Source organism: Persicirhabdus sediminis (assembly GCF_016595495.1).
GTDB classification, from domain to species: domain Bacteria; phylum Verrucomicrobiota; class Verrucomicrobiia; order Verrucomicrobiales; family Akkermansiaceae; genus Persicirhabdus; species Persicirhabdus sediminis.
This window is the reverse complement of the sequence record NZ_JAENIM010000044.1, coordinates 58362-71088: the sequence shown is the minus strand read 5'-3', so window position 1 is coordinate 71088 and position 12727 is coordinate 58362. Positions and strand designations below refer to the sequence as shown.

Annotated in this window: 7 protein-coding genes; 4 read left to right on the top strand and 3 right to left on the bottom strand. The window is 50.9% G+C overall.

The genetic code is table 11. The features are described from left to right. Positions 1-1486 precede the first annotated feature (1486 nt). Positions 1487-3469 carry a leucine-rich repeat domain-containing protein gene (locus tag JIN82_RS13760; protein ID WP_200312236.1) on the bottom strand — a complete coding sequence of 661 codons (1983 nt, stop codon included), beginning with the start codon at positions 3467-3469 and terminating at the stop codon, positions 1487-1489. A 2745-nt stretch (positions 3470-6214) separates the two neighbouring features. Here JIN82_RS13760 and JIN82_RS13755 point away from each other — a divergent pair. Continuing rightward, a complete protein-coding gene (locus JIN82_RS13755; protein ID WP_200312235.1) occupies positions 6215-6745 on the top strand; it encodes a type III secretion system chaperone family protein in 531 nt (176 codons plus the stop codon). A gap of 94 nt (positions 6746-6839) precedes the next feature. Here the strand turns inward: JIN82_RS13755 and JIN82_RS13750 are convergent, their stop codons facing one another. Next, positions 6840-7865: a tRNA dihydrouridine synthase gene (locus tag JIN82_RS13750; protein ID WP_234042033.1), complete on the bottom strand. Its 1026-nt coding sequence runs from the start codon at positions 7863-7865 to the stop codon at positions 6840-6842. 171 nt (positions 7866-8036) lie between these two features. On the opposite strand from JIN82_RS13750, the gene JIN82_RS13745 reads away from it, so the two are divergent. Next, positions 8037-9494, top strand: a complete 1458-nt coding sequence (locus JIN82_RS13745) for a sulfatase family protein (RefSeq protein ID WP_200312234.1) — start codon at positions 8037-8039, stop codon at positions 9492-9494. A 478-nt stretch (positions 9495-9972) separates the two neighbouring features. Beyond that, on the top strand, positions 9973-10824 hold the full coding sequence (locus JIN82_RS13740) for a hypothetical protein (protein ID WP_234042032.1): 852 nt from the start codon (positions 9973-9975) through the stop codon (positions 10822-10824). Positions 10825-10877: 53 nt separating this feature from the next. Here JIN82_RS13740 and JIN82_RS13735 read toward each other — a convergent pair whose 3' ends face one another. After that, entirely contained in the window at positions 10878-11117 is a 240-nt protein-coding gene (locus JIN82_RS13735) for a VF530 family DNA-binding protein (RefSeq protein ID WP_200312360.1), read from the bottom strand. A gap of 224 nt (positions 11118-11341) precedes the next feature. On the opposite strand from JIN82_RS13735, the gene JIN82_RS13730 reads away from it, so the two are divergent. Then, positions 11342-12580 (top strand): DNA polymerase Y family protein, encoded by a 1239-nt coding sequence (locus JIN82_RS13730; protein WP_234042031.1) that lies wholly within the window; start codon positions 11342-11344, stop codon positions 12578-12580. Positions 12581-12727: the final 147 nt, after the last annotated feature.

The window sequence follows — 12727 nt, the reverse complement described above, 5'->3', positions numbered from 1 at the left end:
GGGTGAAGGGTGAAGAGAGAAGTGTGAATTCCAGACTGATGAAAACCAGCTAGCTTCGCAGCTCTGCCGAAGGCTTTCGGACTGCGGTGATCCTTCACCGCTTTTGCCTACGAGCCGCATCAGAAGTTTCAAAGATCATCACATAGGTTCAACATAGCCCCTGCCATTGAAGAGAGAAGGGTGAGGTGAGAGTGGTGAATTCCAGACCGATGAAACCCAGCCATTGAAGAGCGAAGAGAGAAGGGTGAATTCCAAACTGATGAAACCCAGCTAGCTCCGCAGCTCTGCCGAAGGCTTTCGGACTGCGGTGATCCTTCACCGCTTTTGCCTACGAGCAGTATCAGAAATTTCAAAGATCATCGCATAGACTCAACATAGCCCCAGCCCGTTGAAGAGTGAATGGTGAGGAGAGAAGGGTGAATTCCAGACCGATGAAAACCAGCCATTGAAGAGTGAAGGGTGAGGAGAGAAGTGTGAATTCCAGACTGATGAAAACCAGCCATTGAAGAGTGAAGGGTGAAGAGAGAGGTGTGAATTCCAGACTGATGAAAACCAGCCATTGAAGAGTGAAGGGTGAAGAGAGAGGTGTGAATTCCAGACTGATGAAAACCAGCTAGCTCCGTAGCTCTGCCGAAGGCTTTCGGACTGCGGTGATCCTTCACCGCTTTTGCCTACGAGCGGCATCAGAAGTGTCAAAGATCATCACATAGGTTCAACATTGTAGCCAGCGAGCGAGCCACGGGTGAAATCGTTCAACCAAACGATGCGGTTGATCCAGCTCGCTGCAGAGCCAAGCCCATTCGACAAAGCAAGTTGATCCAGCCCGCGAGCTAGCCAAAACCACTCACCAGCTAGCTCGGAGGGCTAAGGGACTTTAGCCGCGGGTAAGTGAGCCCAGTGAGCACAACCCGTGGCCCCCCCCACAGAAGGGTTTCCCGGAGGGAAAATGGCCCACTCCAGCTGGCCAGAAATCCCTCAGAAAAACCCATTTCTAAATCCAAAAATATCGCACCAATCCTTGTAGCTACGTTGAAAACCGATAGGGTCGCTGAAAAATGCCTGACATTATTTTTACGTGGATCCCCCCTCACAGAAGGATTTCCCAAAGGGAAAATGGACACCCCAGCTGGCCAGAAATCGCCCAGAAAAACCCATTTCTAAATCCAAAAATATCGCACCAACCATTGTAGCTACGTTGAAAACCGATAGGGTCACTGAAAAATGCCTGACATTATTTTTATCCTCCTCTCCGTCCCAAAACCTACACCAAAGCGCCGAAGGATCGGCCCACTCCAAAGCCTGCGGCAGCCAATCACCGCATCGTTCGCCAGCTAGCTCGGAGGGCTAAGGGACTTTAGCCGTGAGTCGACAAGCCACGGAGTGGCGGTTGTTCGAAGCCCAGGGCATCGCCCAAGGTCTGAATACCCAGAGCGTCCCCCTCAGAGTGGCGACCATTTTTCCCGCTGGCTGGAGCCCACCCTATCGATCAATCCAGCTCGCTAGCATTTACCGTGAGCCTAATGAACAGCTTTTCCTCGCCCTCAGTGGACGCTTCAGCCACGCGCATGCCGTCGGCGTCGGGCTCAGATAGGTTGACGTTTTGCGAGCTCCAGTTGACTAAGTCACTGCTGCTTTCCACCAGGTAATCCACGCCTTTGCTTTGGCCATGAAACATCAGGCCAAGTGAACCGTCATAGATTTGCGGCTTGGGCATTTTTCCAGCCAGATTTTCATCTGGCCTAAGGTTCAGCGCGCGAGCCATCAACAGGCTCACACCATCGCCAGTATCATCTAGTGATAAATCGACATGCGGTGCTCTGCCATGGAGCTGCAGCCAGCTGTCAGCCAGTAACTCCTCAGTGCCAATAACAACGACAGGACGAAATTGCCAGTTGGGCGTTGTGAAGCCTGTACTGTCGGCCAGGATGTAGCTGGTAACTTGTTCGCAGTCGGAAAATATTACCATACCTGCTTCAGGGGCATTACCAAGGAAGTAGACGCTGGTGAGTGAACTGCAGTTTCTAAATACCGCGGTATTCATATAACTGACGGATCGAGGAATATTAATACTGGCCAATGAGGTACAGTCCTCAAAAGCATAGCTTTCAATGGAAGTGACCGAGCCAGGGATGTTGATGTTGATCAGTGCTAGGCAGTCAGCGAACGTAGAGTTTTCAATGGAAGTGATGGAGTTAGGTAGGCTGATATTGGTGAGCGACATACACCCATAGAAAGCACGGCTTTCTATGAAAGTAACCGAGTCCGGGATGTTGATGCTGGTTAATGCGGTACAGCCCCCAAATGCATCTTTTCCTATGAACGTGATCGAGTCTGGAATAGTGATGCTGGTGAGTGATTGACAGAGCACGAAAGTGCAGTCTTCGATGGAAGTGACGGTGTCAGGGATGTTGACGCTAGCCAATGCTCTGCATCCCCAGAAAGCAAAGCCTCCAATGGAGGTGACTGTGTCTGGCAGCTTGATGAAGGTGAGGACTTTACAGTTTTTGAAAGCACTGTCACCAACAGAGCTGACCGATTCTGGAATGTTGATACTAGTTAATGAGCTACAATCTAGGAAGGCATTATCACCAATAGCTGTGACCGGCACACCTTGGTAAAAGGGAGAGATATGAATGGAGCCGGATACGCTGCTGCTGCAAGCAGTCAGAATCGCGCTGTTGCCATCGCTGCTCAGCGTATAAGTAAGGTCTGGATGATGGATTATTTCAGCTGGATAGACGTTCCAAGGAACTTGCTGGAAGACTTCGTAGTATTCAGCCTTGTATTTGATGATGAGATTCTCATTGGTGGTAGAGCCAAATGGATCGCTCATGACACTTGGAGCATCACCTAAAAACGTAACCGATTCGATGCTAGAACAGCCAGAGAAAGCTCCGTCTTCAATGGAAGTGACCGACTCGGGAATACTGATATTTGCTATTGAACTACAGCCAATGAAGGCATTTTCACCAATAACAGTGACGGGGACGCCTTGGTAAAGGGGAGAAATCGGGATGAAGCCCGTTGCGCTGTTACTGCAATAAGTTAGAATCGCACTGCTGCCATCGCTGTTGAGAGAGTAAGTAAGATCTGGATGATAGATCTCAGATTGATAGAGGTTCCACGGAACTTGTTGGAAGGCCTCGTAGTATTCGGCCTTGTACTTGATGATGAGGTCCTTGTAGTACGAGTAACCAAATAGCCAGACTGTGACGCTTGGCGCGTTACCCAAGAATTCCATTTGGACTAAGCTAGAGCAGTTATAGAAAGCGCTGTATCCAATAGAGGTGACCGTGTCTGGGATGTTGATGCTAGTGAGTGAGTTGCACCAATAAAATGCCTTCTCCGCAATCTCAGTTACAGGCAAGCCGTCAATCGTATCTGGGATAACCAACTCACCAGCAGCGCTTGTGGAGCAGCCAGTAATCGTGATCGAATCGCCCGTGCTTGTATAACTGAGATCCTCCACCGAAGCGGCGGCACAGTGCTGGGCCGGTAAGCAAATACAGATGATTAGTGTAAAAAGTGCAAAAAGGCGCGAAACCCTAAGGAAAAACATCCCGAGCTGTTAGCAAATTAACGTTTAGATGTCAAATGACCAATCGACTGCCTGTATGCTAGATCAGCCCTCTAAATTACCTGTCCCATTCTTAATCATGCCGTTAATCGATCATTTGATAGAGAAATAAATTATCTGTCCATACGTTTGGAATAGCGACTAGTGATGAGAGAAGAGTGAGTTCCAAACTGATGAAAACCAGCCATTGAAGAGCGAATAGTGAGGAGAGAAGGGTGAATTCCAAACTGATGAAAACCAGCCATTGAAGAGTCAAGGGTGAGGAGAGAAGTGTGAATTCCAGACTGATGAAAACCAGCCATTGAAGAGTCAAGGGTGAGGAGAGAGGTGTGAGTTCTAGGCTGATGAAACCCAGCTAGCTCCGCAGCTCTGCCGAAGGCTTTCGGACTGCGGTGATCCTTCACCGCTTTTGCCTACGAGCGGCATCAGAAGTTTCAAAGATCATCACATAGGTTCAACATAGCCCCTGCCCGTTGAAGAGTGAAGGGTGAGGAGAGAAGGGTGAATTCCAGACTGATGAAAACCAGCCATTGAAGAGCGAATAGTGAGGAGAGAAGGGTGAATTCCAAACTGATGAAAACCAGCTAGCTCCTCAGCTCTGCCGAAGGCTTTCGGACTGCGGTGATCCTTCACCGCTTTTGCCTACGAGCCGCATCAGAAGTGTCAAAGATCATCACATAGGCTCAACATAGCCCCAGCCATTGAAGAGTGAATGGTGAGGAGAGAGGTGTGAATTCCAGACTGATGAAACCCAGCTAGCTCGGCAGCTCTGCCGAAGGCTTTCGGACTGCGGTGATCCTTCACCGCTTTTGCCTACGAGCGGCATCAGAAATTTCAAAGATCATCGCATAGGTTCAACATTGTAGCCAGCGAGCCAAGCTCATTCGACAAAGCAAGTTGATCCAGCCTGCGAGCTAGCCAAAACCACTCGCCAGCTAGTCCGGAGGGCTCAGGGACTTTAGCCGCGGGTAAGTGAGCCCAGCGAGCGCAACCCGTGGATCCCCCCCTCACAGAAGTATTTCCCGAAGGAAAAATGGCCCACTCCAGCTGGCCAGAAATCGCCCAGAAAAACCCATTTCTAAATCCAAAAAAATCGCGCCAACCATTGTAGCTACGTTGAAAACCGATAGGGTCACTGAAAAATGCCTGACATTATTTTTAAATGCCTGACATTATTTTTCTCCTCCTCTCCGTCCCAAAACCTACACCAAAGCGCCGAAGGATCGGCCCACTCCAAAGCCTGCGGCAGCCAATCACCGCATCACTCGCCAGCTAGCCCGAAGGGCTAAGGGACTTTAGCCGCGGGTAAGTGAGCCCAGCGAGCGCAACCCGTGGATCCCCCCTCACAGAAGGATTTCCCAAAGGGAAAATGGCCCCCCCCAGCTGGCCAGAAATCGCCCAGAAAAACCCATTTCTAAATCCAAAAAAATCGCGCCTACCATTGTAACTACGTTGAAAACCGATAGGGTCGCTGAAAAATGCCTGACATTATTTTTATCCTCCTCTCCGTCCCAAAACCTACACCAAAGCGCCGAAAGATCGGCCCACTCCAAAGCCTGCGGTAGCCAATCACCGCATCACTCACCAGCTAGCCCGGAGGGCTCAGGGACTTTAGCCGCCGGTATGTGAGTCCAGCGAGCGCAACCCGTGGATCCCCCCCTCACAGAAGGGTTTCCCGGAGGGAAAATGGCCCCCTCCAGCTGGCCAGAAATCGCCCAGAAAAACCCATTTCTAAATCCAAAAAAATCGCGCCAACCATTGTAGCTACGTTGAAAACCGATAGGGTCACTGAAAAATGCCTGACATTATTTTTTCTAAATCCAAAAAAATCGCGCCAACCATTGTAGCTACGTTGAAAACCGATAGGGTCACTGAAAAATGCCTGACATTATTTTTAAATGCCTGACATTATTTTTCTCCTCCTCTCCGTCCCAAAACCTACACCAAAGCGCCGAAGGATCGGCCCACTCCAAAGCCTACGGCAGCCAATCACCGCATCACTCGCCAGCTAGCCCGGAGGGCTCAGGGACTTTAGCCGCGGGTAAGTGAGCCCAGCGAGCGCAACCCGTGGCCCCCCCCTCACAGAAGGATTTCCCGAAGGGAAAATGGCCCACTCCAGCTGGCCAAAAATCCCTCAGAAAAACCCATTTTTAAATCCTAAAAAAATGCACCAATCATTATAACTACGCTGAAAACCGATAATCATGCTGAAAAATGCCTGACATTATTTTCTGTGACATTATTTTCTGACATTATTTTTATCCTCCTCTCCGTCCCAAAACCTACACCAAAGCGCCGAAGGATCGGCCCACTCCAAAGCCTGCGGCAGCCAATCACCGCATCACTCACCAGCTAGCCCGGAGGGCTCAGGGACTTTAGCCGCGGGTAAGTGAGCCCAGCGAGCGCAACCCGTGGCCCCCCCCTCACAGAAGGATTTCCCGAAGGGCAAATGGACACCCCAGCTGGCGCTCCTCACTGTGACTATGCTCGAAACCAAGTATGCAAAGCATGCTCTGAGCTGCCCCCGCCATCGTACGGCGATTCACTCTTCACTCTTTCTTTGCCGTGGACATCGGCGTAAAATGAGCTATTTCCTATGCAGCTCGACGAGCTAGAATCATCCCAATTCACCACGCCATGCGTCCAGAATCTATTCAAATCCAGTCCGTCATGGACACCTTCGGTCAAAACGGTTGGCAGTTCGAAACCCTCGAGGGGCGCGACGTCATCCGCACTGCCTTTGAGGCCTACCATACGCATTGCCACCTGCACGCTCAGGCATTTGTGCCTATCAATGCGCTCTCTATCGTTTCTGAGTCACCACTCAGCGTGGGCGAGCAGCACATGCCATATGTGCTCGAGTTGTTAATGCGCGCTAACAAAAAGCTCACCCTCGGTAGCCTCGAGTACGATCTCGACCGCCTCCAGCTGATGTTCCGCATCACTAACTTATTTGAGCGTGAGAAATTCGACGCCACCATCGTCTCGTCTATGGTGCAAACCGCTGTGGCTGAGCTCGACCGCATCACCCCATTTGTTGGAGTCATCCTGCAAACATCGGAAGACTTGCTAGACGATCTATCCATCGAGCGCCTGATTATGCGCGAGGATCTACTGCCACCTGTGCCAGGGTCTGACGAAGATGATGAGTTTCACTCAAACATCTAATCCAGCCAGCTGGACAACCAGCTAACATCTATCTTTTTTTTAAAAACTCAGCTGCTAGTCGGCTGAGTTTTTTTGTCTCTAGCTGGCTTAATGTTTATTGCTCAGCCAGTTCATTGAACCCGCAGAATAGCTTAGAATTTTCTGGTGGCAGCTGAGGCACGAGCTGGTCGTTAGCTAAGTGGCGCTCACAGATGGCAAAAAACTCAGCTGGCTGTTTGGCACGGCGGATTTGAAATTCAAACTCCTCGTCCACTCCCTGGGCCATGTAGCTGAGGTATTTTTTCATCCGCTGCACATGCTTGTTAGGGTCAAAATCAATGAACGGATCTGCGGCAATAGCATCGTAAAGCAGCTGGATGTATTCTAGCAAATCAGAGCGCTTCACCTGCTTGATCGGCTGGCCAGCTAGATCTTGGCGGATTTGCTCGAATACCCACGGGCTACGAATGGCACCGCGGCCAATCATCAAGCCAGCAGCGCCGGTTTTCTGTAGGTAGCCACGCGCGGTCGTCACATCCACGACGTTACCATTGGCAATCACCGGGCAGTCCATCACCTCCACAGCGCGGCGCACACAGTCATCGTGCACCGGTGTCTGATAGCGCTCCAGCACGGTTCTGCCATGGATCGTTAGAAGGTCTAACTCGTGACGATTAAAAATCTCCAACAACTGCTCAAACTCATCATGGCTGGTATAGCCGATACGAGTTTTCACGGTAAATTTTCCATCAATGGCATCTCGTAGTCGGCCAAGGATTTCATCCACCCGAGCTGGTGTTCTGAGCAGCCCGCCACCTGCATCTTTGCGGCAAACCACGGGCGCTGGGCAGCCAAGATTGAGGTCCACGCCAGCCACTGGGTAGTTCATTAGGTCTTTGGCATTGCGCACTAGAGCGTCAATGTCTTGGCCAATCATCTGGGCAAAAACTGGCCGCCCGGTATCATTATCGACGATGCTTGCTAGAATTTTTTTCTCTAGATGATAATGCTCGTGCACGCGGAAGTACTCAGTGACAAAATAATCTGGCCCGCCAAACTGCTGCATCACCCGCATGAATGGCAAATCAGTGATTGCCTGCATGGGTGCCAGCGCTAGGTACGGTTGTGAAAATGCAAACATGTCGTTCACCTGTCTGCGCCAATCCGCTAGCCGCGTCAAGCGCATCATAGCAGAGCAGATCGCCGCTCATCACCTCACCCGCCCCACGCCAACGCCGTAAAAAAAATTTATATCCAGATTCCACCAACTAGCAACGTACTCTTCCATAGAAAATACTCTACACGCATAATAATGAACTCTATCACAAAAGGCATTCTCACTCTGGGAGCCGCGGCATTAGGCTGCGCATCGGTTCAAGCCGCCGAGAGCAAACCTAACTTCATCATCATTCTCATCGATGACATGGGCTACGACGACATCGGCTACATGGGAGCCGATGACATCTACTCACCTAACATCGACAAAATGGCAGCTGAGGGCACACATTTCACTCAAGGCTACGTCACCTCATCTGTCTGCGGGCCATCACGCGCCGGCCTCATCACTGGCCGCTACCAAGATCGCTTCGGTGTGATTGGCAACTTCGGCGGCAATGCCAAACAAGGTCTCCCAACAGGTCAGCCAATGATCCAAGAGCTGCTCAAGCCAGCTGGCTACACCACTGGCGCCATTGGCAAATGGCACTTCGGCCACGCCAAAGAAGAATACAAACCGTGGAACCGCGAATTTGATTATTTCTTTGGATTCATGGCTGGCGGCCACGATTACTTTGAGGCGAAAACCACCTATGATACCAAGGTTCCTCATTGGCCAATTCACCGTAACGAAGGCATTGTTAACTACAAAAAAGGTGACTACCTCACTGATGTCTTTTCAAAGGAAGCCGTCGACTTTATCGACCGCAACCACGACAAACCATTCTTCCTCTACCTAGCCTACAACGCCATCCACCACCCATGGGTCGCTACGCCTGAGCATTTCGAGCGCGCTGAAAAATTGCACACCGCAGCAGGTAAAAAGTTCGACCACGATACCCGTCACGCTCTAGCAGCCATGACTCTATCCGTAGATGACGGTGTTGGCGCCATTGCGGAGACACTGAAAAAACATGGCATCGATGACAATACCGCCATTTTCTTCCTGTCTGATAATGGCTACCAGTCCATGCCTAGACGCATGAATCCAGTAAACAACGCCGGCCTACCAGCTAAGCTGCGCGGCTTTAAAGGCGATACCTACGAAGGTGGCATCCGCGTGCCCTACTTCATCAAGTGGCCAGGAGTTGTCCCAGCTGGCAAACAATACAATGAGCCTGTCATTTCATTGGACATGGTACCAACAATGATGTCTCACCTCGGGCTGGAAGCTCCAAAAACTGGCTTCGACGGTGTCAACATCGTGCCATTCCTCGATGGCACTAACAATGCCAAGCCACACGACAAACTCTTCTTCCGCTACGTGCATGACATCGCCTACCGCAAAGGCGACTGGGTGCTCACCTGGAACGACCAAGAAAAGTCCGCTGGCCAGCCAGCCTCTAAGGGCAAGCTAGACATGAAAAAAGTCAGCGCCATGCTCTTCAACCTCAAAGACGACGTCGAGCAACAAAACGATCTGCGTCAGTCTAACCCAGAGAAATTTGAAGAACTCTACAAAGAATACAAGCAGCTGATGCAAGAAATTCCAGAGGAAGAGTTCCCAAGACTCACACCTTCCCTCTATACTATCGACAACATCGATTCGCTGTAATTTCAGCTAGTTAGAACCACTTCCTTGGGCTCAGAGTCATCGCACTCTGAGCCCATTTTTTGTCCGCTGAAACCTATGCTCAAAAAACACCCAGCTGGCTGGCAATGAAAAAATAGTTAGTCAACGAAACCCTTCGGGCCCATTTTCCAGCTAAGTTTCATTTGGCTGAACTGATGCCACAGCCAAGTTCCGGTTTCAGCAGAAACCCAAGCGGCAACCCACACCCTGAAGCAAGTGGATCAAGGAGGCCCTGAGCTTTACCCTGTATAGCTCTGCAGCTCACTCTTCGCGCCTCCCCTCGAGCTCGCATTCTAGTGTTCAAAACGATTCTTGCTTGTCCTTGGCAATTCTCTAAGCAATATTGACCATCTAGTTCACCAAACAACGCCACCTTTGTGAGCTATTCGTCAAAGCGATGAGACAGAGTCGATACCACAGCAGAGCTAGCAGAAACCAGCGACGGGCACCTCGCCCACGTTTGGGACAACTTCTGCGCGATGCCAATACCCGCGCTCACCAACGAGCCAACCGACGACTAGGACGGCGTCACGGATTGACCTCCATGCGGGCAGCTATTGATGGACTGTCCATTTATGATGAAATAGAAACTCTGCAGTGGCCAGCGCGCCTGATGCGTTGGCTATTTGCTTTGGCTCTCCTGCCACTGTGCGCGATCACCAGCATGACGCTGTTCACGATTAACGAAATTGGCCAGCAAGATGCCAGCTACTGGTTGCAGCTGCTCAAATCTCGCGAGTTTCTATTTTTCTTCACCGGCATGTTTCTCATGGGATCGTGGTTTTTCTCAAAATTGCTAGAGAACTTCTTCCTCTACCTATACGTGCTGGGCCACGAGCTCACCCACGCGCTCACCGTGTACCTATGTCTCGGCCACGTTTCTAGCATCAAAGTGAGCACCGATGGCGGCTACATCATGACTAACAAATCTAATTTGTTCATCTCGCTGTCGCCCTATTTTGTCCCTTTCTGGAGTGTGGTTGTCATGATCATCGCCGCGCTCATTGGCCACTTCACGAGCTTCCGCTATCAAGAAGAGCTACTGTATTTCGCCATCGGTGGCAGCTGGGCATTCCACATGCTGTGGACGATTTGGATGATTCCACGCGACCAGCCTGACCTCAAAGAAAATGGCACCTTCTTCTCACTAGTGATCATCTATCTGGCTAACGTTAGCGTGATTCTCTGCATGATGGTGCTAGCATCATCCATTCTCACGTGGTCTAACGTGCTCAACCACTGGCTCAATCAAGGCCAGCTATTCTACTCCATGAGCGAGAGAGTCTTCACCCGCGTCATTAGCTTATTCTAGAATGATAGATTTCAGTTAGCCTTTGCCAGCTAGCTGAACAAATCACCAAGCAGCTACTTACACTTTTCCTCGATATCCTCTTGGAAAAACAAATACAAATCCTCGACTTTCTTGCGTGCCCACGGCGTGCGACGCAGAAACTTCAAGCTAGATTTGATAGATGGATCACTGTAGAAACAACGGATTTCGATGCGATCCGCCAGCTCGTCCCAGCCACAATAAGCAACCAAACGAGTAAGAATGGTTTCTAAATTAATGCCATGAAGTGGGTCTTGTTTGCGCGGCGCGTCCATGACCACATCTATAAACCGCCACAGCTGAATATGCACGCCCAGAATAGCCCTGATAGTTTGTCCTTAGCAAATTCCACCTTTAGGCAAAAAAATGTCTGCTTGGCCAAGCTGCAGCTGTTTGCTGGTTTCATCAGCTAAAATCAGCTTAGACTCATCTCCATAGCCCGTCTCGCTAGCCTCTCAGCGTTCACTTCATCTTGACTGTTCACCCGAACAGTCATAGAATGAACTTCATGAAACTACCGCTCACCGCCCTGTTTGTTGATTTTGATGCCTACTTCGCCTCAGTAGAGCAGCATTTCCGTCCCGAGTTCCGCGGCAAACCACTCGCCGTGGCGCCTGTGATGGCGGAAAGTTCATGTTGTATTGCCGCCAGCTACGAGGCCAAAGCGCTGGGAATCTCCACCGGCACGCCCGTTCACGAAGCGCGGCGCATTTGCCCACACATTGCCATCGTCGAGGCGCGGCCAGCTATTTATGTAGAAATGCACCACCGGCTCGTCGCCTGTGTAGAAGACTGTATCCACGTCGAGCAGGTGCTCTCGATTGATGAAATGTGGTGCTGGCTGCCCACTAACTGGCGCGAAACTGACTTCCTCTATCAGCTGGCTGAAAAAATCAAACAACGCATCGAAGATGAAGTGGGCCCGTGGATCCGCTGCTCTATCGGCATGGCTCCTAACCGCTGGCTGGCTAAAATGGCATCCAAAATGCGCAAACCTAACGGCACATTCATCATCCAGCACGACGATCTACCCGAGGTGCTCTACGAACTCGATTTACGGGACTTACACGGCGTCGGCTCCAGCATGGAACTCCGCCTACACGCCCACGGGCTGCACAGCGTAGAGCGACTCTGCCACGCCAGCCAGCAACAACTACACAGCGCGTGGGGCAGCATCGAGGGCGACCGCATCTGGATGCAACTGCGTGGCCAAGAAGTGAGTGATAGACCCACCCGCAAACGCAGTATCGGCCACAGCCACGTACTTGGCCCAGACAGCCGCCCTGCCACTAAAGCCGAAGCCGTGATGCACAAGCTCACCCAGAAAGCTGGCCAGCGCTTGCGCCATTACGGTTTGTTAGCAGGGCAGATCCAGCTCAACTTACAGTTCGTTAGCAGTGGCTACTGGAGCATTGATCAGCGCTTCGACCCCAGCGACGACTCGCTGCTCTTCGCCCGCCTCCAGCGCTACCTATGGCGCCAGCGTCCACATCCTAACGAGCCTATTCTCAAAGTCAGCATGGTCCTCAGCCGGCTCACTGAAGCGGGAAACTTCACCCCCTCTCTCTTTAAAAAAACAGATCCTAACCGCCACCAACTCAACCACGCAATGGACCAGTTAACACAGAAATTTGGCAGACAGGCAGCCTATCTCGGCGGAGCCCACGGACAAATGCAAGCGGCCCCCATGCGCATCTCCTTTGGCCATATCCCAGAAGTAACCATCGAAGGTGACTAATCATCCCCAAATGATAAAATTTATAACAAAATATCACACTATTTCGTTTTTTTTCCATCGCCAGTTAATCGACTCAGCCCTTAAAAGCAAATGACTGTCACCTTACTATTTTGACAGTCTGTAGAGTTCCTATCACCCAGCCATCCT

Coding starts and splice junctions, on each gene's coding strand:
- JIN82_RS13755 (WP_200312235.1), top strand. CDS start 6,215: ATGCGTCCAGAATCTATTCAAATCCAGTCCGTCATGGACACCTTCGGT.
- JIN82_RS13750 (WP_234042033.1), bottom strand. CDS start 7,865: ATGTTTGCATTTTCACAACCGTACCTAGCGCTGGCACCCATGCAGGCA.
- JIN82_RS13745 (WP_200312234.1), top strand. CDS start 8,037: ATGAACTCTATCACAAAAGGCATTCTCACTCTGGGAGCCGCGGCATTA.
- JIN82_RS13735 (WP_200312360.1), bottom strand. CDS start 11,117: ATGGACGCGCCGCGCAAACAAGACCCACTTCATGGCATTAATTTAGAA.
- JIN82_RS13730 (WP_234042031.1), top strand. CDS start 11,342: ATGAACTTCATGAAACTACCGCTCACCGCCCTGTTTGTTGATTTTGAT.